The sequence below is a fragment of the Bradyrhizobium sp. sBnM-33 genome, assembly GCF_032917945.1.
GTDB lineage: Bacteria > Pseudomonadota > Alphaproteobacteria > Rhizobiales > Xanthobacteraceae > Bradyrhizobium.
Window position 1 is genome coordinate 8,026,645 of record NZ_CP136624.1, and the last position, 20,513, is coordinate 8,047,157.

At 61.5% G+C, this 20,513-nt stretch carries 22 protein-coding genes; 10 read left to right on the top strand and 12 right to left on the bottom strand.

Translation table 11 applies throughout. The features are described from left to right. The first annotated feature begins 206 nt into the window (after positions 1-206). The gene (locus tag RX328_RS37640; protein WP_213248188.1) at positions 207-1,754 is read left to right on the top strand and encodes a peroxidase family protein; all 1,548 of its coding nucleotides are present in this window, start codon (positions 207-209) and stop codon (positions 1,752-1,754) included. 112 nt (positions 1,755-1,866) lie between these two features. On the opposite strand, the gene RX328_RS37645 is transcribed toward RX328_RS37640, so the two are convergent. The 4 genes from RX328_RS37645 to RX328_RS37660 form a co-directional block, all read right to left on the bottom strand. Next, the gene (locus RX328_RS37645; RefSeq protein WP_317258578.1) at positions 1,867-2,379 is read right to left on the bottom strand and encodes a DsrE family protein; all 513 of its coding nucleotides are present in this window, start codon (positions 2,377-2,379) and stop codon (positions 1,867-1,869) included. Positions 2,380-2,438: 59 nt separating this feature from the next. Then, positions 2,439-3,062 carry a hypothetical protein gene (locus tag RX328_RS37650; protein ID WP_213248184.1) on the bottom strand — a complete coding sequence of 208 codons (624 nt, stop codon included), beginning with the start codon at positions 3,060-3,062 and terminating at the stop codon, positions 2,439-2,441. Further along, positions 3,059-4,087 (bottom strand): TAXI family TRAP transporter solute-binding subunit, encoded by a 1,029-nt coding sequence (locus RX328_RS37655; RefSeq protein ID WP_249726129.1) that lies wholly within the window; start codon positions 4,085-4,087, stop codon positions 3,059-3,061. Before RX328_RS37655 ends, RX328_RS37650 begins: the two co-directional genes overlap by 4 nt. Before the next feature lie 91 nt (positions 4,088-4,178). Further along, positions 4,179-6,716, bottom strand: a complete 2,538-nt coding sequence (locus tag RX328_RS37660) for a hypothetical protein (RefSeq protein WP_317258579.1) — start codon at positions 6,714-6,716, stop codon at positions 4,179-4,181. A gap of 877 nt (positions 6,717-7,593) precedes the next feature. Between RX328_RS37660 and RX328_RS37665 the strand changes: the two genes are divergently transcribed. After that, positions 7,594-8,286 (top strand): glutathione S-transferase family protein, encoded by a 693-nt coding sequence (locus RX328_RS37665; protein ID WP_213248180.1) that lies wholly within the window; start codon positions 7,594-7,596, stop codon positions 8,284-8,286. Between the two features lie 66 nt (positions 8,287-8,352). On the opposite strand, the gene RX328_RS37670 is transcribed toward RX328_RS37665, so the two are convergent. Further along, the gene (locus tag RX328_RS37670; RefSeq protein ID WP_213248178.1) at positions 8,353-9,201 is read right to left on the bottom strand and encodes a metal-dependent phosphohydrolase; all 849 of its coding nucleotides are present in this window, start codon (positions 9,199-9,201) and stop codon (positions 8,353-8,355) included. A gap of 800 nt (positions 9,202-10,001) precedes the next feature. On the opposite strand from RX328_RS37670, the gene RX328_RS37675 reads away from it, so the two are divergent. From RX328_RS37675 to RX328_RS37695, 5 genes are all read left to right on the top strand, one after another. After that, complete coding sequence (locus RX328_RS37675) at positions 10,002-10,451, top strand: nuclear transport factor 2 family protein (RefSeq protein WP_213248175.1); 450 nt, start codon at positions 10,002-10,004, stop codon at positions 10,449-10,451. Between the two features lie 198 nt (positions 10,452-10,649). After that, complete coding sequence (locus tag RX328_RS37680; RefSeq protein WP_213248173.1) at positions 10,650-10,916, top strand: hypothetical protein; 267 nt, start codon at positions 10,650-10,652, stop codon at positions 10,914-10,916. A gap of 172 nt (positions 10,917-11,088) precedes the next feature. Then, positions 11,089-11,523, top strand: coding sequence for a nuclear transport factor 2 family protein (locus RX328_RS37685; protein WP_213248171.1), 435 nt, complete (start codon positions 11,089-11,091; stop codon positions 11,521-11,523). A gap of 192 nt (positions 11,524-11,715) precedes the next feature. Further along, the gene (locus RX328_RS37690; RefSeq protein WP_249726128.1) at positions 11,716-12,618 is read left to right on the top strand and encodes a hypothetical protein; all 903 of its coding nucleotides are present in this window, start codon (positions 11,716-11,718) and stop codon (positions 12,616-12,618) included. A 183-nt stretch (positions 12,619-12,801) separates the two neighbouring features. Next, the gene (locus RX328_RS37695) at positions 12,802-13,218 is read left to right on the top strand and encodes a hypothetical protein (RefSeq protein WP_213248169.1); all 417 of its coding nucleotides are present in this window, start codon (positions 12,802-12,804) and stop codon (positions 13,216-13,218) included. A gap of 334 nt (positions 13,219-13,552) precedes the next feature. Here the strand turns inward: RX328_RS37695 and RX328_RS37700 are convergent, their stop codons facing one another. From RX328_RS37700 to RX328_RS37710, 3 genes are all read right to left on the bottom strand, one after another. Continuing rightward, positions 13,553-13,696 carry a hypothetical protein gene (locus tag RX328_RS37700; protein WP_213248166.1) on the bottom strand — a complete coding sequence of 48 codons (144 nt, stop codon included), beginning with the start codon at positions 13,694-13,696 and terminating at the stop codon, positions 13,553-13,555. 269 nt (positions 13,697-13,965) lie between these two features. After that, positions 13,966-14,445 carry a MaoC family dehydratase gene (locus RX328_RS37705; RefSeq protein ID WP_213248164.1) on the bottom strand — a complete coding sequence of 160 codons (480 nt, stop codon included), beginning with the start codon at positions 14,443-14,445 and terminating at the stop codon, positions 13,966-13,968. Between the two features lie 2 nt (positions 14,446-14,447). After that, on the bottom strand, positions 14,448-14,909 hold the full coding sequence (locus tag RX328_RS37710; RefSeq protein WP_213248162.1) for a MaoC family dehydratase: 462 nt from the start codon (positions 14,907-14,909) through the stop codon (positions 14,448-14,450). A gap of 204 nt (positions 14,910-15,113) precedes the next feature. Between RX328_RS37710 and RX328_RS37715 the strand changes: the two genes are divergently transcribed. Then, positions 15,114-15,407 carry a DUF4282 domain-containing protein gene (locus RX328_RS37715; RefSeq protein WP_213248160.1) on the top strand — a complete coding sequence of 98 codons (294 nt, stop codon included), beginning with the start codon at positions 15,114-15,116 and terminating at the stop codon, positions 15,405-15,407. A gap of 97 nt (positions 15,408-15,504) precedes the next feature. On the opposite strand, the gene ychF is transcribed toward RX328_RS37715, so the two are convergent. The 4 genes from ychF to RX328_RS37735 form a co-directional block, all read right to left on the bottom strand. After that, a complete protein-coding gene (gene ychF / locus RX328_RS37720; RefSeq protein WP_213248158.1) occupies positions 15,505-16,602 on the bottom strand; it encodes a redox-regulated ATPase YchF in 1,098 nt (365 codons plus the stop codon). Positions 16,603-16,766: 164 nt separating this feature from the next. Continuing rightward, positions 16,767-17,372 (bottom strand): aminoacyl-tRNA hydrolase, encoded by a 606-nt coding sequence (gene pth / locus RX328_RS37725; protein ID WP_213248156.1) that lies wholly within the window; start codon positions 17,370-17,372, stop codon positions 16,767-16,769. A 21-nt stretch (positions 17,373-17,393) separates the two neighbouring features. Next, positions 17,394-18,116, bottom strand: a complete 723-nt coding sequence (locus tag RX328_RS37730; RefSeq protein ID WP_213248154.1) for a 50S ribosomal protein L25/general stress protein Ctc — start codon at positions 18,114-18,116, stop codon at positions 17,394-17,396. A 326-nt stretch (positions 18,117-18,442) separates the two neighbouring features. Then, entirely contained in the window at positions 18,443-18,733 is a 291-nt protein-coding gene (locus tag RX328_RS37735; protein ID WP_213248151.1) for an accessory factor UbiK family protein, read from the bottom strand. Positions 18,734-18,917: 184 nt separating this feature from the next. Between RX328_RS37735 and RX328_RS37740 the strand changes: the two genes are divergently transcribed. Continuing rightward, entirely contained in the window at positions 18,918-19,652 is a 735-nt protein-coding gene (locus RX328_RS37740) for a dienelactone hydrolase family protein (protein WP_213248149.1), read from the top strand. A 12-nt stretch (positions 19,653-19,664) separates the two neighbouring features. Then, entirely contained in the window at positions 19,665-20,510 is an 846-nt protein-coding gene (gene lgt, locus RX328_RS37745) for a prolipoprotein diacylglyceryl transferase (RefSeq protein WP_213248147.1), read from the top strand. The last annotated feature ends 3 nt before the right edge of the window (positions 20,511-20,513 follow it).

A 20,513-nucleotide genomic window follows, 5' to 3' on the forward strand; every position in this document is an offset into this window, starting at 1 on the left:
GGATCATGCTCTGTCAGTGAAGCTGCTCACACAAATCAAAAAATAATCCGCTGGCACCGCGCTCCGATTGGTCACAGTCTGGCGTGGGTTTTGCTGCTGAACCCTCGCGAGGGGTATCGCTCGAATTTTACCTGAACCTTTATTTACCTGCACACCGCGACACACCGGTACCCCTCTTCTCCCAACATTTGCGATTGGAGGAAGTGATGGCAACTCAAGTGAATGTCCAGCCTGGCCATGGCAAGGCTGGCCGCCAACCGACCCGACAGTTTCTCGATTCACTTTCCGGACATGACGATCCCGGAATGTTCGGGCGGATGTTTCCGAATCTCGAGCCGCTCGCCGTCGACGACGCTCCGCTGCAGGAGCTTGCCGACGCGATGAAGGATCCCAACCCCGGTGACGCCGCCGGCAATAACAGCAAGATCCCGGCAGGATTCACCTATCTCGGCCAATTTGTCGATCACGACATCACGCTCGATCTCACCTCGTTCGGCGACAAGGAAGCCGACCCGACGGCGGTCGAGAACTTCCGCACGCCGGCACTCGATCTCGACAGCGTCTACGGTCTCGGTCCGGACGGCAGCCGGCAGCTTTACGCGCGCAATCCCGGCGATGCCGACGGCAAGTCGCCCGGTCCGAAACTGCTGCTCGGCAAGACCATCAGCGTTGACGATATAACCATCACACCGCGCAACGACCTGCCGCGTAACCCGGAAGGCTTCGCGTTGATCGGCGACCATCGCAATGACGAGAATCTCGTGGTTGCCCAGACGCACCTGGCGATGCTGAAGTTTCACAACAAGGTCTGCGACCATCTTGCTGCATCCGGGGTGCCGGCCGCCGGCGAGATATTCACGCAGGCACGCCAGACGGTGACCTGGCACTACCAATGGATGGTGCTGCATGATTTCGTGGAGCGCATCACCGAAAAGGGCATCGTCGCCAAGATCCTCGACCAGGGCCGCCGCTTCTACCGCTTCAAGAAGACGCCTTACATGCCTGTCGAGTTCTCCGCGGCGGCGTACCGGTTCGGCCACAGCATGGTGCGCGAGGTCTACAGCCATAACCGCAAGTTCACGCCGGGCGGCGGCATTCCCGCCACGCTCGATCTGCTGTTCAAGTTCACCGGCCTGTCGGGCGGTATCATCGGCGATCTCGCGTCTGATCCGGTGCAGCCGCCGCTGCCTATACCGGTGCTCTCCAGCAACTGGATCATCGACTGGCGCCGCTACTTTGAAGTGCTCGCGGCCAATCCGACCAATGTGCGGCTCAATCCCTCGCGGAAGATCGACCCGTTCCTGATCCCGCAGTTGCACGAGCTGCCGGGCGGTGGCGGCAGCCTGCCGTTCCGCAACCTCAAGCGCGGCGTGATGCTGGGGCTGCCGTCGGGACAGGATATCGCCAAGGCGATGAAGATCAAGAATCCGCTCACCCCGGCTGAGATCGCGAGTGGCACGGACGGCGCCGCGGCAAAGAAGCACGGCCTGCACGAGCACACACCGCTCTGGTACTACATCCTCAAGGAGGCCGAGCAGCGCGGCGGCGGCGAAAAGCTCGGACCGGTCGGGGCCACGATCGTGGCGGAAGTGTTCGTCGGCCTTGTGCACGGCGACCGTCAGTCGTACCTCTGGCTGAAAGGCAAGAACTGGAAGCCGACGCTGCCGTCCAAGACACCTGGCGAATTCACCATGGCCGATCTTTTGAGATTCGTCGGCGATATCAGCCCGATCGACGGCATTTCGACGGTCTAGGCCGTTTCGTCACCTTCGTGTGTCCTGATGAATTTCAGCGATTGCGCGGCGAGAAGCTGCGCAATCGCTGAAACGTCAGGCGAGAGCTGCCGAATCCGCAAGGGCAGCGCCATCACGGCTTTACATACGTCCAGCCCTGCTCCTGCAACTCCATTACCCGCACGACTCCGGATTTCACGATCTTCGCTTCTGAAATCAGCGGAATGTCCTTGCTTTCGGTCCTACTCATATTGTCGCGCGTATTGGCGCAGGCTTGGAACGAGATCGAAGGATTGCTCTCCGAGATAGCCTTGATCCGTGCTTTCACCGGCGAGGTGTCGTCACGCAGCATATGCAGGCCCGGGCCGAAAGTCACGATGTCGATTGCGACGTTCTCACCGAGATCCTTGTAATACTGCATAACGTTCGTTGCGTTATTAAGCGCGAGATTCATCATCGCGGGCTCGTTCGAATTCACCTGCAGGATCAGGCGGTGCGGCTTCTTGTCGACAACGGCAACGGCAGCGGTACGCTTCAACCCTTGCGCAGGCGCCGCCGCTTGCTTCTTCACCAGCGCCGCTTGATTCTTCTCCTGCGCTGGCGCTGATGGCGGCGCCATGACGAGCAACGCTATGACGCCCGTCATCACTCTAACAGTACTTCCAATCCTGATCATAACGCACCTCCCGTGATTGTTCGATGACCTCAGTTGCGCGGACCGGCTACGATGTGAGGCCATTTGCATACCGTAGCGAGACGCTCTCGTGCGACTTTCAGTCCGCCGAGCGAGAAATGTCCTTGCTGGGCGGCGCCGGCTCGGCTCACAACACGAATGGCAAATTCTCCCTGCTCGGGAAGAGACTGCAGCAAGCGTATGACGTCGCCCGTGAACGCTACGCCGGTCCCGGACGACGGCGGGGTTCCCGCAAGATACACGGGCTGATTGTCATCGATGCGATAGGAAATGGCATGCTCCTTCCCGTTGCGGGATAAGGCCGGTCCGGAGACGACCAGTTCGGTGCGACCGGCGCGGCAGCGAATAGAGAGTTGCATCGGATGGTCATTCGAGCCGCCGTGGGAAAACGTGGTGGCGGTGATAATCGGGGTGTAGTCCACAGGCGACGTGGTCTCGCTGATAATCCAATTGCCGGTCCCAGGAACCGGCCGGGCCGGCATAATATTACGGAGCAGATTGTCCAGACATTCCAGCCTCTCTTCGCGCTCCAACTGCGAGCAAGCGCGAAGATCCGCCAGCGGATCGGTCGGGCTTTGCGCGAGCGCGATCCTGCTGACGACTTCGAACGCGACGGAGAGAGGAAGCGCTTTCATCGCGACACCTGTGCCGCGCGGGCCTGACGATCCAGCCATTCCTGCGCCGCCGCAAAACGGGCGAGGCTGGGGACTGTCGCGGCGAGATTGATCGACTTCCATTTTGGGTCGAAGCCCGGCCCCTGCAGCTTGTCGATACGGGAAAACAGAGCATCAACAAAGCGGGCGACGCGCTGATAGCGGTTTGTCCCGGCCGGCCAATTGAAGGCGACCAGAACGGTCGGTACCGCAACCGTCGGAACACGCTCGCCCTGCTTGATCAGGCCGGGGTACTCGGCCGCTTCCAACACCGCCGGAAGATAGTAATCCTCGAACTTGCTTTCGTATTTGACGGGGAGGAACTTGAAGCCTGGATCCCAGCGCCCGCGCACGAAGGCGTCAACCGGCTTCGAGGTGATGAAAACGACGGCCGCCATCTCGCCTTTGCGCATCTGCTCCAGCGCGACCTGATGAGGGATGAAAGTGTTCTCTGAATTGATTCCGAGACGGCTGAAGATCAGCGGTCCCGAATAGGCGGCAGCCGTTCCCTGGGTATTGAAATTCACCTTCTTGCCGGCGAGATCCTGCAGGCTCTGGATTTCAGGCCGAACGAAGATGTGCAGCTCGGATGGAAAGAGGTTAAGCAGGTAGGTGATGCGGCGCTGGATCTCGGGCACCTGAACCTTGTACTCTTCGAGCGCGTCGGAATTGATGATCGCCGTATCGACACCGCGCAAATAGAGCAGCGAGTTCAGGTTTTCCGTGGCGCCTCGGGTGACGATCGGCAGGACATGCAAATTGGGCCCGTCGTCGACGACGCGGGCGATTTCCGCCGCGAGGCGAAGGGGCGCACCCTCAAGCAAGCCGCCCGCAAGACCGACCGTCCAGGCGTTCATCTTCTCTTTCTCGGCGATCTGCGTTGGGGTGCGTTGCGCCTTGCGGACGCTCTGCGTTTGTGCAGCCAACGCGGCAGGCTGAAGCACCAGAATGATCGGCGCCAAAGCGGCGAGCGCGAGCAAAATGCTCGATCTGGAAAACATGTTCATCTGTAATATCCTTTATTGTATTAAGTTCGGCTTCCAGCCACCGGGTGTCGCCCTGCGTGGCTTTTTGCCCGAGTATCAAAACGTCATTCCCTCACTGCTCCAGCCGCTCCAATCGATCCTTTGCATCCTGAATTCCGCCGGCATGTGCCTTCGCATAAAGCTCGCGCGCCTTCATCGCATCGCCGCGCGTACCGTATGTTCCCCATGTGGAAAGAATGACGGGATCATAGGTCTCTGCGAGCGTGAAGCTTGCCCGCGCGCTTCCCGTTTCGACAGCATGCTCGAGCACGATCCGCGCCGCGCCAATATTTCCCTGACCAAGCAGCGTGCGGGCGCGCGCGATTAATTTCGTCGCCTCTGGATTCGCTTGCGCTTCTACGGCCGGCGAGTGCGCCGTCGCGGCCGCCTCGACTACGTGTGCTGACTTGGAAATGCTGCCGGTCGCCGCGGGTTCAGGGGCGACACGTGCAGCGATCGTGCGCCGCGCCGACTCGATTTCTCGTGCCATTACCTCGGTTCGCTCGCGCTCCTGCTGTAGAGATTGCCGCAGGTCTGCCGTAGTGCGTTCCGTCGCCTGCCTGAGCTGCCCCATTTCCGCGCTGGCCTTGCGCAGTTGCGCCGTTTGCATCTCGGTTTCGCGCCTCGCCGTGGCGAGCTCGCCCGTCAGCGCCGCATTGCGCGCGCGTTCCTCATCGAGCGCTTGACGATATTTGGCCGCGCCCGCGGTCAGCTCCTGTCGCGCAACCGCTGCTTCCTGCGCGAGAGCTGCCGCCTTCTGCCCTTCCTGTTCGAGCGATTGTGCGCTGTCCGCGGCTGCCGCCTGCTTGAGCTGTCCGATCTCCTCATGCGCCTTACGTAGTTGCGTCGCCTGCACCTCGATCTCGCGCTGCGCCGCCGCAAGCTCGCTCCACTGTGCGGCCTGCCGTGCGCGCTCCTCGTCGAGTGCTTGCTGATGCTTCGTCGTGCTTGTGATGAGTTCCTGCCGCGCCGCCGCGGCTTCTTCTGCGAGGGCAGCCGACCTTCGCCGTTCCTGTTTGAGCGTTTGTGCGCTGTCCGCGGCTTCAGCCTGCTTGGGTTGCCCGATTTCCTCCGCCTTGCGCAGTTGCGTCGCCTGCACCTCGATCTCGCGCTGCGCTGCCGCGAGCTCGCTCCACTGTGCGGCCTGCCGTGCGCGTTCCTCGTCGAGTGCTTGCCGATGTTTCGCCGTGCTTGTGATGAGTTCTTGTCGCGCAGCCGCAGCCTCCCGCGCGAGGGCAGCCGCTTTCTGCCGCTCCTGTCCGAGCGATTCTGCGGCGTCTGCGGCTGCTCGCTTGAGCTGCCCCATTTCTTCGCTCGCCTTGCGCAACTGCGCCGACTGCATCTCGTTTTCGCGCTGCGCTGTGGCGAGCTCGCTCTTCAGCGCAGCACTGCGTGCGCGTTCCTCATCGAGCGCTTCCCGATGTTTCGCCGCGCTTGTGGTCAGCTCTTTTCGCGCCGTCGCGACTTCCTCCGCCAGGGCTGCAGCCTTCTGCCGCTCCTGCTCGACCGATCGTGCGCTGTCCGCGGCTGCCGCTTGCTGGAGTTGCCGAGCTTCCTCACTTGCCGCGCGCATTTGTTGCACCTGCGCCTCGTTTTTGCGCTGCGCGGTGGCGAGCTCGTTCTCTAGTGCGGCACTGCGTGCGCGCTCCTCGTCGAGCGCCTGGCCGTATTTCGCCGCGCTCGTGGTCAGCTCTTTTCGCGCCATCGCGACTTCCTCCGCCAGGGCTGCAGCCTTCTGCCGCTCCTGCTCGACCGATCCTGCGCTGTCCGCGGCTGCCGCTTGCTGGAGTTGCCGAGCTTCCTCACTTGCCGCGCGGAATTGTTGCGCCTGCGCCTCACTTCTGCGGTGCGCGGTGGCGAGCTCGCTCTCTAGTGCGGCACTGCGTGCGCGCTCCTCGTCGAGCGCCTGGCCGTATTTCGCCGCACTCGTGGTCAGCTCTTTTCGCGCCGCCGCGACCTCCTGCGCCAGGGCTGCAGCCTTCTGCCGCTCCTGCTCGACCGATCGTGCGCTGTCCGCGGCTGCCGCTTGCTGGAGTTGCCGAGCTTCCTCACTTGCCGCGCGGAATTGTTGCGCCTGCGCCTCACTTCTGCGGTGCGCGGTGGCGAGCTCGCTCTCTAGTGCGGCACTGCGTGCGCGCTCCTCGTCGAGCGCCTGGCCGTATTTCGCCGCACTCGTGGTCAGCTCTTTTCGCGCCGCCGCGACCTCCTGCGCCAGGGCTGCAGCCTTCTGCCGCTCCTGCTCGACCGATCCTGCGCTTTCCGCGGCTGCCGCCTGCTGGAATTGCCGAGCTTCCTCACTCGCGACGCGCAATTGTTGCGCTTGCACCTCGATTTCGCGCCGCGCCGCGGCAAGTTCGCTGGTCAGCGCGGCACTGCGTGCGCGTTCCTCGTCGAGTGCTTGACCGCCTTCCACGGCGCCTGTGGTCGACACTTGTCGCGCCGCCGCCGGCTCCTGCGGCAGAGAAAGCGTTTTCTGCCGCTCCTGTTCAAGCGATTGTGCGCGATCCGCAGCCGCAGTCTGCAACTGCGCATCGAGCTCCTCGACGGAACGCCGGGTACCTGAAGCCTCTGCGGTCTGCCTGGCCTGCACAGCCTCCGTCGCCGTGCCCACTTCCGCTCGACCGGCCTCGGCTTGCTGTCGAAGCGCCGTTGACTCGGACTTCCGCACGTCCTCACTGAGAAATGGGATCTCTGGCCCGAACCCGAAATATAAGCGTATGAGCACCACCGCGACGAGCGTGATGCAGGAGGCTGTGATCAGGCGCCGCGCGCGCGGCGACGACCAGAGCCGGAAGGCGTGCGTTTCTCCGTGCGCTTCTGCGTTATATTGATCGCCCGGCATCGGACGCCAATGTGTCGGCGCGATCTTGCTTGGCTCACCATTTTCAGTGACCCACTGACCCACCTGGGCCGACCAGTGAGCAATGTCATAGGTCCCCGTTGGATCATGCTCCAGGATTACGGCTTTTCCATCTCTTGGTGCGGTCTCGATGGCGTGGCGCATTGCAATAAACGCCTCTTCTATCGGTACAATCTTCAGTCGTACTATCTGAGGTACAATCGGGTCGTCGTCTCAATTCGGGTCATGTTCTGAATTTCTCTAGTAAACCCAAGCCTATTCGACTGTGGAAAGGAGATTCAATACTCCTTCCGAGATACTGCCGAAGAGCTCTCATACCCCTTTTGGATACAGCCAAAGGGCACCCTCAAGTCCGTTGAGGCTTGCGGATCACCCGTAGTGGGCGAACGATTGCGAGATGCCTCAACTTCAACGGCGTATCCGTTCCTCAAGCGGCACCGCTTTGTAATGGAACAATGAGCTAAGATGGCTTTCGTCAGTGCGGGCGAAACGAAGCCATCTGCCGGTCGGCGAAGCGCGAATGGATTGCGTCGGTCTTCGCCTGCAAGCTCTGAGGAACAAGTCGTGGCTTGTCTCGTCGCAATGACAGCGCTTGTGTGCTAGCTGCTGCTCGCGCAAGATGTCGCCAATGTCCCTCAAACTCTACGAACTCGTCGGCACCGATCCATCCCGTCCGTTCAGCCCGTTCTGCTGGCGGACGCGGATGGCGCTGGCGCACAAGGGGCTATCAGCGGAAACCGTTCCATGGTGCTTCACCGAGAAGAGCGCCATCACGCCGCACGGGTCGGAAAAGGTGCCGGTGCTGCTCGACGGTGACACCGCGATTGTCGATTCCTGGACGATCGCTAACTATCTCGAAGACAAATATCCGGACCGGCCATCATTGTTCGGCGGCGAGGGCGGCCGCGCCATGGGGCGGATGCTGAACTGGTGGGGCGACGGCGTGATCGGCGGCATGTTTCCGCTCATCATCGCCGACATTCCGCTCAACCTGAAGCCGGAGGACGCCGCCTATTTCCGCCGGACGCGCGAGGCGCGTTTTGGCAAGCCGCTGGAAGCGATCATGGCCGACCGCGACAAGGCGGTCGAAGGTTTTCGCAAAAGCCTCGACCCGCTGCGGCTGACGCTCCGGACGCAAGGCTTTCTCGGCGGCGCCGCGCCAAACTATGCGGACTATATCGTGTTCGGCGCGTACCAGTGGGCGCGGATGGTCAGCCCGTTCAAACTGCTGATAGAAGACGATCCGGTTTATGCCTGGCGCGAGCGGCTGTTCGATGCGTTCGACGGACTGGCGCGCAAGTCGCCGGGATATCATGGTTAGCGCAAGCGACCGTCGCTCGATCCACGCGGCGTTTTGCGACAAGGCGGTGGAGCAGGCAGACCACGATTACGGCTGCGGGCCGGACAAATTCACTTCGCGCTCAGCCCGAAAAACGTTGCTGTGCAGGTTTGCTATCCATTGCCGTCCGCTCGATGTGACGTTGAGATAGCGTATCGCAGTCTGGATCTGCGGAGCGACGTTGTTCCAGTAGAACTGCGGATATTTATAAACAACGTCTGCCGGCGTCTCGTAGCCGAGCGTTTTGTTCATGCCGACTTCTTCAAATTCGTAGAACAGGGCATTCGCTTTTCTCAGGTAGTTGGGGTCGCCGAGTTGCCCGATGAGGTCGGCCGCGCGCAGCAACAGGCCCTCTTCTTCGGTCAGCTCGTCGTTTGACGATGAATCAACATAGGGAAATCGCGTATACTCGATTGCCCTGGCGATCCGGCTCGCATCGACTTCTTCGGAAGTGTCGAGCCGCTCGAAGACGAACAGCTTCGAGCGGTCCACATGGTAGGCTCCCAGCGCAGCATCGGATGACCCTCGCGCCAGGCGAACGGTACGGCCGCTGAGATCTGCGACGTAGGAATCCCCGTCATCTCCCTGGACGATTCCCCGAACAAATCCGATGTCGTGGCTGAGGCACGCCAGGATGAAGTTGGCATAATCGTCCGGCGTCGTCGGCCGCAGCATTGCCCGGCCCATGAGGATGTCGTGCCCGGCAAGGGTCACGAGCATTGTGTGTTCGATATTGTGGTATAGAGCGTCGCTGTTGCCGATGCATTCCAATGTGAGCCTGGCTGCATAAGGGAGAAATTCAGCCAGCCGGGCTTGGGAGGAGCCAAACCTGCTCCTGGTATCCGCAGCCAGAAATGACCCCAAAGCTTGCGCCACCAGTTCCGGGATTGTGATCATCTGAGCACCGCGTCTCATGTGCGACGTTGGCGCCGGCATGATAGCACATTGCCGTTCTTTCCGGTGGCAAATGTCTGCTCTCGCCACCAGTGGACGTGCCCCACATCTGTATCAGGTACACTCAAAATGCCGGTGATCGGTTGAGAGCCGGACACTCCTCGGCGTGCCTCATTCGCGATAGCCGGTCAGGAGGCTTTGCCTCGCGTTTGGGAATGATGACGTTTCCCGAGGCAAATTACCAGGCAATGATTGCCGGAGCGTCCGCGCAATCGCCGAGGCTATAAATTAGTTCTATCCGATAGCGATGTTAGCCGTGACGTAAAATGAAGGCGTAAGCTGATCCCGTTGGTGGCCGTTGGGGGATCCGTCGTGACCGATCTTGAAGCCAAATTGGAGCGGTTCGAAACTCTCGCCGCCGAATGCGATTTGATCAGCAAGTTGACGTCGGATGGGGCGAAGCGCGAGCTATACCTGCGCCTCACTTGCATTACCGCGAACTGGCCGACGACATCCGGACGGTGATCGCAACCAAAGACGCCGCTTAGGAGCCGGCAGCAGGCCGACATCCTTCGAGACGCCCGCTCCGCAGGCTTCTCGGGATGAGGGTTTGAGTGTAATCCGTCCCCCTGCAACAGGCCCGTGCGTCTTTCCCTGTGTCGTCGCATCGCGGGCGGCAGTGAACCTTTTGGAAACCACCGCGTCACATACTGTGGGTTCCTTTTGCTGATTGATCCCTCCGCCGTTCCCTTCACAATGGATTGGGCCGCAGAGCCGGATCGAACCCAGACGGGGGTGGACGAATGACCGAGGAATCCCATCGTCAGCGCGTACTGGATTTCCTCAACGTCCTGTATTCCGGCGACGTCGAAGGCGCGCTGGCGCGCTGCACCGACGATATCGAGTCCCTCGCCAACGCCCCGATCGACATACTGCCGCATATGGGCCATCGCCGCGGCAAGGCCGAAATGCGCGAGATGTGGAACGCCGTCCGCGCCCGCTATTCCGAACTGCGCTGCGAGGTGCCGATCCTGGTCGTCGAGGGCGACAAGGCGGCCGCGTTCATCCGCGTGTTCTTCCGCAAGAGCATCAATCAGCGCATGGTGCAGTTCGACATCGCCGGCTTTTACACGCTGCGCGACGGCAAGATCAGCCAGATCAGGGAGATCATCGACACCTTCGATCTGGTCCAGCAACTGCTCGAACGCGACGTCGCCGCGATCCTGACCGGTAGAAGGCCGGAGCCGATTTAGCGTCTACGCACTCAGTCATTCCGGGGCGCGTCGAAGATGCGAACCCGGAATCTCGAGATTCTCGGGTGCGCAATTGCGCACCATAGTTCGATGCTTCGCATCGCCCCGGAATGACTCGCGGCTGTTTCCCCGCGCTCATTGAACCTCACCGCTCTGTCCGTGACACACCACAAGGCTGTTTCCGGACATGAAGAACGTATGAAGATCGCGTTGCTGGCTTTGCTTGGTTTGGCGTTGGGGGCGCTGGGAGGCGCGGCGCTGGGCATCGGGGCGGGTCTCGCCCGGGTGGAAATCTTCAAAACCACGAGTTTTGAAGGCTATAGCGCCATGCTGGTGTTCTTCACCTTCATGCCGCTGGGAGCCGCAATCGGCGGCATCGGCTGTGCCCTGCTGTTCGGCTTCATCGCCATTCGCGACGCCGAGATCGCCATCGAGCGCGAGCCGGTGCGCCGCCACGACCGATAATGCGGCCAGAACAGCCGCATTTGTGCATTGCAAAAACGGCAATTGTGTTCTGGCGAAACTGCTCTATTTCTGGCTGCAACAGTGAAGTTCGGTGTTTCAGCCCGGCGTCGAGAAGACGCCCGATTGGGCGCGATTGCCGTTTTGAAAATCCAGTTTCAAGGACCAAATCAAAATGACAGAGCATAGTCTCTGGGGTTTTTCGCGCGCGTTGCATCGCGCGATCAATGAACGCCAGTCCGCCGATCTCGAAATCCTGCTCGACGAGGAGGTCGACTGGGCGATCTATGGACCGATCGATATGTATCCGTTCTTCGGCTCGCGCCGCGGCAAGGCGGCCGTGATGGAGGTGATCAGGCAGATCGCGGACAATTTCCGCGTCCATCGCTTCGAGCGCGAATCGATCATGCTGGGAGTGGATACGGCCGCCTCGATGATGCGCTATTTGCTGACCGCGCTGGATTCGGAAAAGCCGATCAGCCTGCGCACCGCCCATTTCGCCCAGTTCAGGGCCGGCCGCCTGACCAACTTGCGCGTGCTGGTCGACACCTTCGATCTGGTCGAGCAGACCGTGGGCTACCCGATTCACCTGCCGCGGATGGCGGTGTAGCTCACCGCGATCACAAGTCCCGTCATTGCGAGGAGCGCAAGCGACGAAGCAATCCATGCTTCGGCGGGCGCCGAGAGATGGATTGCTTCGCTCCGCTCGCAATGACGGAATTCGAGCACCCGCCATAATTTCGCAACAGAGCGAACGCATTGTTGGCGTGACTTGGAATGCGGGCGGGCAATGATTCCGAAAATGCGATTTGGCTGGACACGGCTGCCAATGCTGGTGGCCGGCGTAAGTTTGGCTTCGATATTGGCTGTGGCGGCGCAAACGCCGCCGACCGAGGACGAGCCGGAGATGCAGGAGGCTGAAGAAGCCGGGGCCGCTCCCAGCGTCAACGATGCCGACATCATGAAGGACATCGACGTCGAAAAGCTCGACTGGAGCCAGCTCAACGTCGATGCATCGACCCTGACCGGCCCGGCGCCGAAGGGAGGCAATTCGTCGAAAGGCGCTGCCAGCGCGGACGCCTCATGGTCCGCCAATGAAAGACCGAACGGCACCTCCGCGGTATCGGTCAAGCAATCCATCTCGCCGTTCTGGGATGCGCGGATCGGCGCCGACATGACGGTCGCGCGGCAAGGCACGGCGACCACGTCCGAACTGCTCTCGGAAAAACTCGCCAATGGCGGCAGCCTGCCGCAATCATCCGGCACCGCATGGGCTGCGATCACGGCCCCCGGTGTTGGCTCGATTTGGGACAAGACCGCGGTCGAGGCCCGGGTCGATCCCGGATCCGAGCAAAGCAAGCTCGGCACATCCTTGAGCAAGTCGCTGCCGATCAGCGAGCAATATTCGCTGACCCTGAAGAACGACTACAACCTGATCCAGCAGGGCATCGTGCCGGTGCCCGGCATCGTCAGCCATCCGGCGCGCAGCTACGAGACCGACCAGTCGGCAAAGCTCAGCATTGCCGACACCGGCACCAGCTTGATCGCCGGCCAGACGCTATCGACATCCGACGACAAGTGGCTGCGCAAGGTCGGCGCCGAGCAGAAGCTGTTCGATAGCGTCACCATCTCCGGCTCGATTGGCGAAACGCCCTCGGGCGCCGCCAACACGAGCCTCAGCGCGGGCTTCAGGCGTAGCTGGTGAGGGCAGGAGTCGTCCCAATTTGACGCGTTTTCCGATCTCGAGGGTACTGCCCCAGAGAATGAACCACCATTGCCGCAGATTGGCCCAGATGCGGACAAAATCGGTGGGACAGATGGGACCCGCTCCACTTCGTCGTGCGGGGGACGTCCGCGCTCGCCTGAAAGCGAAACAGAGGAATAGCCGATGAACGCCATCAATCGCTCCGAACAAGTTGATTCCAACACGGAGGTCGACAGCGATCTCGCCGCCGTATCCGAAGTCGAGGCCGGCATCCGCGATTTCGTTCGCAACGATATCGCCTATCTGCGTCGGCCCGCGGTGGCCCCGGACACCGTGCCGATCGACGCCAATGCCGAAGCGACCGTCAACAACGTCAATTCGCTGATCCAGCGCGTCGCCGGCACGTCGCTGGCGGAAATCGAGAAGCTGATTTCCGAACTCGAAAGCCTCCGCGACTTGCTCCATGCCGAAGGCCAGCGTGTCCAGCGCGAGATCTCGGGATATGCGCAGCTCAGCCAGGCGGCGATGAAGTCGACGCGCATGATCGCCGACAACGTCACGCAGTGGAAGCGTGCCGCCGACGGCCTGCGCAACAGCTAATCCTATCGTTGCAAAAATCTGACACTCCGCCGCCTTCCGCACGGAAGCGCGGCGGTTTTGTTTGGCTGTGTTCAATCTGAACTTTATAAGCACCCTCGCGTCCAAGTACGGATGTCGTCACTTGGCGGCAGGCACCTTTTGAGGACATAGCGGCGATGCAAAACGTTCAGCGAGACAACATGGATTCAATGCCGTTGCGGCAGTCGTCGCATAGCATGGGCACACTCGTGATCCGCTTCGTCGGACTGCTGACGCTTGCGGTCGTGGCAATGACGCTGATCTGGAGCCGCTGAATCTTTCTGAGATCCGGCGTCTATGCTTGCCCGATCCGCAATTACTGGCGGACGAACGCGGTCTCCTCGATCGTGTAGACACCGTCAGCATAGGATTTCACCACCATCGTGGCGGTGAGCATTACCGCCATCGTAACGGTTGCGAAGACAAAGCCGACGAATTTCAGGCCGCTGCGATCTGCCATGGTTATCCCCTCGGTACTTCCCCTGAGACGCATTTGGCAGGCAGAAAGTTCAAAATGCGTTAGCAAAAATTCGGTTTCGTGGAGTCGTGGATTACGAAGCACTAACGAAACAATTGGCTAACCATGTTTCGCCGGAGAGCGCGTAGCCCGGATGGAGCGAAGCGCAATCCGGGAACGCCGGTGATGCCCGGTGAGACCGGCCCCGGATTTCGCGGAGCCTGTCATCGGCCGCGCGTTCGCGCGACCCGTTGGCTCCATCCGGGCTACAATTAACCCGCACTCCGTCGCGGCACGAACGCGGTGGCGAGGAACGAGAACACGACTTCGTCACGCTGGTTGATGCCGGTATTGCGGGCCTGCAGGATGCCCCATTCGGGACGTTTCTCCGAGGTCCGCTTGGTTTCGACCTGGTTGGAAAAGCGGACGGTATCGCCCGCCAGCACTGGCCTGATCCAGCGCAGTTCACGAAAACCCGGCGACGGCCCCCACACCGCGACCTTCTCACCGCGTGCGGCGGCCTCGGCCGTCAATCGCTTGCCGTCTGCGACCAAGAGCTTCATGCACACGGCCGCGACGTGCCAGCCCGATGCCGCCAGCCCCCCGAACAGGGATTTGCGTCCCTCCTCTTCATCGAGGTGAAAGCGCTGCGGATCGAACTGCGCGGCAAACCGCTTGATGTCATCGGCCGTGAAGGTGAACGAGCCAAACTCGCGCCGCGCGCCGATCTCGATATCCTCGAAGAAACGCATCGCTACTCCGCTCCTGCTTCAAGGCGCCGGCGCACGATGATCGGGGACTCCATCTCACACAGTACGACCTCGGCCGCGTTGCGGATCGTGCCCTTGAAGGTCACTATGCCGGTCTCCGGCCGGCTCTTCGAAATCCTGGCCTCCGCAACATCGACATCCAGCGTCAGGTCATCGCCCGGGCGCAGCGGCGCCAGCCAGCGCATTTCGTTAACGCCGGGCGAGCCGAGCGAGGCGGTACGGCCGATAAAGCCATCGAACAGCATTCGCATCATGAGCGAGCCGAGATGCCAGCCCGATCCGGACAGCCCCTTCAGCATCGACGCATTGGCGGCGGCCTCGTCCAGATGCATTGGTTGCGGATCATATTCGGCGGCGAACGCCAAAATCTCCTCGCGCGTGACATGGCGCGGCCCGAACGTGCCGAAATGGCCTGGCGTGAAGTCTTCGAAGGTCAGCGTGGTCATCGATTGAGGATTTGGATTGAGGATTGTGGAGGGGAAGCCCGATTGTGGCCGTTATTTGCAGCAATCTCAACCCGCCCACCCGCATGGCTCGTTCGCCACGGGCGAGTACCGCCGCCGGCGCTCGCCCTGACTTGCCCGAAGCAATTTTCGGGGCTAGCCCTGTGCCGTCTGGGACAAGGTTTTTGACCCGCCGGAGAACCGTCGATGTTCGATTTTCAGGATTTGTTTCAGTGGGACCGCTTTATCACGCCCACGATCATCAAGACTTTCTACTGGCTGGTCATCGGCTTGATCGTGCTGTTCGGCATCGCCGGCATTTTGTCGAGCCTGTCCATCATGGCAATCAGCCCCTTCTATGGATTTGTCCTACTGTTGGCCTCGATCGCCGGCGTCGTAGTCGGTGTGGTGTTTTCGCGCATTGCCGCTGAATTCATCCTGATCGTCTTCCGCGTCAACGAGCATCTCGGCGCGATCCGAGATCAGGGCGGGATGCGGTAAGCCCACAATACGCGGCCGTAGCCCGGATAGAGCGCAGCGAAATCCGGGGCAGCTCTCGTTCCCGGATTTCGCTTCGCTCCATCCGGGCTACGACTTCTCAGGTATTAAACCTGAAATGCATCACGTCGCCGTCGGCGACGACATATTCCTTGCCTTCCAGCCTGAGCTTGCCGGCGTCGCGGGCGCCGGCTTCGCCGTTCAGCGCGACGTAATCGGCATAGGCGATGGTCTCGGCCCGGATAAAGCCCTTTTCGAAATCGGTATGGATCACGCCGGCCGCGGCGGGCGCCTTGGTGCCGCGGTGGATGGTCCAGGCGCGGGCTTCCTTCGGGCCCACGGTGAAATAGGTGATGAGGTCGAGCAACTGGTAGCCGGCGCGGATCAGGCGGTCGAGGCCGGCCTCTTCCAGGCCGAGCGTCTCGAGAAACTCGGCGCGCTCCTCGCGTGACAGGGTCGCAATCTCGGATTCGATCTTGGCCGAGATCACCACTGCGACCGCGCCTTCCTTCTTGGCGTGCTCGAACACCTGTTTTGAGAAGCTGTTGCCCTCCTTGGCCGAACCTTCCTCGACGTTGCAGACATAGAGCACCGGCTTGGAGGTCAAGAGGCCGAGCATGCCGAAGGCGCGCTCTTCCTCCGGCTTGCGCTCCAGTGCCCGCGCCGGTTTGCCCTCGCGCAGCAGCACCAGCGCGCGGTTAACGAGGTCGAGCGCTTCCTTGGCTTCCTTGTCGTTGCCCTTGGCCTTCTTGGCCAAATTGTCGACCCGCTTTTCCAGGCTGTCGAGGTCGGCGAGCATCAGTTCGGTCTCGATGGTCTCGATGTCGGCCAACGGCGCGATCTTGCCTTCGACATGGGTGATGTCGGAATCTTCGAAACATCGCACGACATGCGCAACCGCATCGACCTCGCGGATGGTGGCGAGGAACTGGTTGCCGAGGCCTTCGCCCTTCGAAGCGCCGCGCACCAGCCCTGCGATATCGACGAAGGTCAGTCGCGTCGGAATGATCTGCGCCGAGCCTGCGATCGCCGACAGCTTGTCGAGCCTAGGATCAGGCACGGCGACTTCGCCGACGTTAGGCTCGATGGTGCAGAACGGATAATTAGCCGCCTGCGCCGCTGCCGTCTCGGTCAGCGCGTTGAACAGCGTCGACTTGCCGACATTGGGCAGGCCAACGATACCGCATTTGAATCCCATTTCAGCTTCCGATCTTTCGCACGAACCCGCAGCGCGTGAATTGATTGAGGTCGTCATACGCGGGCAGAAGGTGCGAAGCACCGTCTTCCCACCCAACGGCCCGCGTATCCATCTTCGTTGAGAGGATGGATCGCCGGATCAAGTCCGGCGATGACGAGGTGAGCTTATGGCCCGCCATCCTCGTCTTTGTCGAAAATTCCCTTGGCCTGCAGCGCCAGATGCACCTTGTTCTGGAACGAGGAGTCGTGCCCTGCCGCCAGCAAGCCCGCGTTCTCGGCCACGGCGGCGCACAGGGCTTCCACCCAGGCGCGGTCGCTCTTAGCGAAATCCGAGAGCACGTGGCCGTGCACCAGCTCCTTGACGCCGGGATGGCCAATCCCGAGCCGCACGCGGCGATATTCGTTGCCGATATGCGAGGTGATCGAGCGCAGCCCGTTGTGGCCGGCGATACCACCGCCGACCTTGACGCGGACTTTCGCCCGCGGCAGTTCGAGCTCGTCCTGAAATACGGTGACGTCGGAGGCGCCGAGCTTGAAAAAGTTCACCGCTTCCTGAACCGCGCGCCCGGACTCGTTCATGTAGGTGGTCGGCCGAAGCAGAACGACCTTCTCGCGATCGAGCGTGCCTTCGGATGTCTCGCCCTGAAAACGGCGGCGCCACGGTGCGAAACCGTGACGCCGCGCAATTTCATCAACGGCCATGAACCCGATGTTGTGCCGGTTGTTCGCGTATTTCGAACCGGGGTTACCTAGGCCAACAAACAGGCGCATGACGCGGCATCCTGCCGCTGCTTACTTCTTCTTGTCGCCACCAGCCGGCGCCTTAGCGCCAGCCGCCGGGGCGGCAGCTCCCGCTGCAGGCGCAGCAGCAGCAGCCGGAGCCGCACCCGCCGCCGGAGCGGCCGTGCCTGCAGCCGCGGCAGCCGCCGCAGCCTTCTGTTCTTCGGCGTAGCCGGACGGCGGCACGATGGTCACCAGCGTCGCGTCTTCGCGCGAGAGCGCCTTCACGCCCGTTGGGAGCTTGATGTCGGAGAGATGCAGCGAGTAGCTGATTTCCAGCGCGCCGACATCGGCTTCGAGGTACTGCGGGATGTTGTCGACCGAACATTCGAGGTCGATGGTGTGGGTGACGATGTTGACGGTGCCGCCGCGCTTGACACCGGGCGAGGTTTCGCCGTTCACGACGTGCAGCGGAACGCTGACGCGGATGGTGGCGCCTTCGCCGAGCCGCAGGAAGTCGACATGCAGCGGGAAGTCCTTCACCGGATCGAGGTGGAAGTCGCGCGGAATCACGCGGTGCTTCTTGCCCTCGAGATCGATGTCGTAAATCGTGGTCAGGAAACGGCCGGCCAGGATGCGCTGGCGCAATTCCTTGTCGTCGACCGAGATGGTCACGGGGGGCTGATTGTTGCCGTAGATCACTCCGGGCACTCTCCCGGCGCGACGCTCTGCCCGGGCGGCCCCCTTGCCGCTCTGCGGACGCGCTGTCGCCTTCAATTCCTTGACGGTCGCCATCGTGCTAAGTCCTTGTTTTCTAAAAAGTTAAAGGCCGCATCGCGGCCCGTTGGCGTCCCACAGCAAGCCTCCAGGGGTGCGGGGGCTGCGGACGTGGCGGGCTTTTAGCCCCAAAGGGGCGAAATGACAAGGAAATGAAGGGATTTTTATTGGGTTTGCACCCTCCCCTGGAGGGGAGGGTCGACGCGCGCGAAGCGCGTGGCGGGGTGGGGTGACGGTCTATCCTCTCGATCGGTGCCCGAGTGGAGAGGTCACCCCACCCCGCCACGCATCTCGCTTCGCTCGATCCGTGCCGACCCTCCCCCTCCAGGGGAGGGTGAAATCCCCTACCCGTCCGCCATGCTGCCAGCATCCGGCGCGGCCGGCGAAATGCCGAGCTTGGCTTCCAAGGCCGCGATCCGGCTCTTCAGCGCCTCGTTCTCCTCGCGCGCCAGGCGGGCCATATCCTTGACCACGTCGAACTCCTCGCGCTTGACGACATCGAGATCGCGCAGGATGCGTTCGGCCTGGCTTCGCATGACGGTATCGACCTCGCGCTTGACGCCCTGGGCGGCGCCGGCAGCATCGTTCATCAAACGGCCGATCTCGTCGAAAAACCGATTGCTGGTCTGGGTCATCTGGAACGCTCCGGTCGCTGCAAATTGCTCGTCACGACAAGACAATGGCAATCCCAAGGGAAACGTTCAAGAGCGCGGTTCAACGCCAACGTGACGGCCGCTCGCCTTGTCATGCTGCAGTTTCCTTGCAATCGTATCGAATACCCAGCCGGACACCAGAATCACAAAGCAAAAAGAAGCGCCCATGTTCGACCAGCAGATCGATATTGCGACCAAGGACGGCAAGACCACGACCTTCATTACCCATCCCGAGCGCGGCGGCCCCTTCCCGGTCATCATCTTTTGCATGGACGCACCGGCGATCCGCGAGGAACTGCGCGACATGGCGCGGCGGCTCGGCACGTCGGGCTATTACGTGATGCTGCCCAACCTGTACTACCGCTCCGGCGTCATGGAGCTGGGGCCAATCCCGCCTGATCCGGAAGCGCCCGAGCGCAAGCGGATGTTCGGCTTCATGAACTCCATCAATATTCCCATGGTGATGGAGGACACCAAGGCCCTGCTCGCTTATGCAGAGACTCAACCTGCCGCAAATACGAAGATCGTCGGCACCGTCGGCTACTGCATGAGCGGCCGCTACGCGGTCAACGCGGCGACGCATTTTCCGAATCGCGTGAAAGCGGCGGCGTCCATTTACGGGACGCATCTCGCGACCGACCAGGCCGACAGCCCGCATCTCGCCGCGTCGAAGACCAAGGCCGAACTCTATTTCGCCTGCGCCGAGACCGACATCTACGCGCCGCAGGAGATCATCGATAAGGTGAAGCAGGCAATGGAAGGCACGAAGAACGAGGTCGAGATCTATCCCGGTACCCATCACGGCTTTGCCTTCCCGAAGCGGCCGGTCTATCATCGCGACGCTGCTGAGCGGCACTGGGAGCGGCTGCTGGCGCTCTATCGCCGCAACCTCGCGCAGTAGACCTCCCGCCCGATGCCCCTTCTCAGCATAACCTTTCCGGAAATCGATCCCGTCGCCATCTCGATCGGACCGTTCGCGATCCGATGGTATGCGCTGGCCTATATCTGCGGCATCGTGCTCGGATGGATCTATGCGCGCGCGCTAATCAGGAAAGAGAAATTATGGGGCGGACCGGCGCCGATCGCACCCGTGCAGCTCGACGACTTCATTCTCTGGGTCACGATCGGCATCATCGTCGGCGGCCGCACCGGCTATGTGCTGTTCTACAACCCGGCCTTCTTCATGCAGAACCCCATCGCCATTCTCAAACTATGGGAAGGCGGCATGTCCTTTCATGGCGGCTTTCTCGGCTGCGTCGCCGCGGTGATGCTGTTTGCGGTCAAGAACAATATCTCCATCCTGTCGCTTGGCGACATCACGACCGCGGTCGCTCCGATCGGAATATTCCTTGGGCGGCTCGCCAACTTCATCAAAGGCGAATTGTGGGGGCGTGAGGCGGATTCCAGCGTGCCCTGGAGAATGGTCTTTCCCGATGACCCGTCTCAACTTTTCCGCCACCCTAGCCAGCTCTACGAAGCGGCGCTCGAGGGCATCCTGCTGTTTGCAATCCTGGCTGTCATGGTCCGGATGGGCGCGTTGAAACGGCCGGGCCTGATCCTCGGCAGCTTCATCGCGATCTACGCGCTGGCGCGCATTACCAGCGAATTCTTCCGTGAACCGGACCCGCAACTCGGATTTTTGTGGGGCGGGCTGACCATGGGTATGCTGTTGTCGGTACCGATGCTCATTGCCGGCGTCATCCTTGTCATGGTGGCATGGCGCTGCGAGACGCCGCAGCATATAGAGAAGTCGATTTAAGGC

What these genes read in the sequence shown, in the direction of transcription:
- RX328_RS37685 (WP_213248171.1), top strand. Translation starts at nt 11,089, where the DNA reads ATGACAGAGCATAGTCTCTGGGGTTTTTCGCGCGCGTTGCATCGCGCG.
- RX328_RS37695 (WP_213248169.1), top strand. Translation starts at nt 12,802, where the DNA reads ATGAACGCCATCAATCGCTCCGAACAAGTTGATTCCAACACGGAGGTC.
- RX328_RS37690 (WP_249726128.1), top strand. Translation starts at nt 11,716, where the DNA reads ATGCGATTTGGCTGGACACGGCTGCCAATGCTGGTGGCCGGCGTAAGT.
- lgt (WP_213248147.1), top strand. Translation starts at nt 19,665, where the DNA reads ATGCCCCTTCTCAGCATAACCTTTCCGGAAATCGATCCCGTCGCCATC.
- RX328_RS37675 (WP_213248175.1), top strand. Translation starts at nt 10,002, where the DNA reads ATGACCGAGGAATCCCATCGTCAGCGCGTACTGGATTTCCTCAACGTC.
- RX328_RS37730 (WP_213248154.1), bottom strand. Translation starts at nt 18,116, where the DNA reads ATGGCGACCGTCAAGGAATTGAAGGCGACAGCGCGTCCGCAGAGCGGC.
- RX328_RS37700 (WP_213248166.1), bottom strand. Translation starts at nt 13,696, where the DNA reads ATGGCAGATCGCAGCGGCCTGAAATTCGTCGGCTTTGTCTTCGCAACC.
- RX328_RS37705 (WP_213248164.1), bottom strand. Translation starts at nt 14,445, where the DNA reads ATGCGTTTCTTCGAGGATATCGAGATCGGCGCGCGGCGCGAGTTTGGC.
- RX328_RS37735 (WP_213248151.1), bottom strand. Translation starts at nt 18,733, where the DNA reads ATGACCCAGACCAGCAATCGGTTTTTCGACGAGATCGGCCGTTTGATG.
- RX328_RS37715 (WP_213248160.1), top strand. Translation starts at nt 15,114, where the DNA reads ATGTTCGATTTTCAGGATTTGTTTCAGTGGGACCGCTTTATCACGCCC.
- RX328_RS37650 (WP_213248184.1), bottom strand. Translation starts at nt 3,062, where the DNA reads ATGAAAGCGCTTCCTCTCTCCGTCGCGTTCGAAGTCGTCAGCAGGATC.
- ychF (WP_213248158.1), bottom strand. Translation starts at nt 16,602, where the DNA reads ATGGGATTCAAATGCGGTATCGTTGGCCTGCCCAATGTCGGCAAGTCG.
- RX328_RS37645 (WP_317258578.1), bottom strand. Translation starts at nt 2,379, where the DNA reads ATGACGGGCGTCATAGCGTTGCTCGTCATGGCGCCGCCATCAGCGCCA.
- RX328_RS37680 (WP_213248173.1), top strand. Translation starts at nt 10,650, where the DNA reads ATGAAGATCGCGTTGCTGGCTTTGCTTGGTTTGGCGTTGGGGGCGCTG.
- RX328_RS37665 (WP_213248180.1), top strand. Translation starts at nt 7,594, where the DNA reads ATGTCCCTCAAACTCTACGAACTCGTCGGCACCGATCCATCCCGTCCG.
- RX328_RS37670 (WP_213248178.1), bottom strand. Translation starts at nt 9,201, where the DNA reads ATGATCACAATCCCGGAACTGGTGGCGCAAGCTTTGGGGTCATTTCTG.
- RX328_RS37740 (WP_213248149.1), top strand. Translation starts at nt 18,918, where the DNA reads ATGTTCGACCAGCAGATCGATATTGCGACCAAGGACGGCAAGACCACG.
- pth (WP_213248156.1), bottom strand. Translation starts at nt 17,372, where the DNA reads ATGCGCCTGTTTGTTGGCCTAGGTAACCCCGGTTCGAAATACGCGAAC.
- RX328_RS37710 (WP_213248162.1), bottom strand. Translation starts at nt 14,909, where the DNA reads ATGACCACGCTGACCTTCGAAGACTTCACGCCAGGCCATTTCGGCACG.
- RX328_RS37640 (WP_213248188.1), top strand. Translation starts at nt 207, where the DNA reads ATGGCAACTCAAGTGAATGTCCAGCCTGGCCATGGCAAGGCTGGCCGC.
- RX328_RS37655 (WP_249726129.1), bottom strand. Translation starts at nt 4,087, where the DNA reads ATGAACATGTTTTCCAGATCGAGCATTTTGCTCGCGCTCGCCGCTTTG.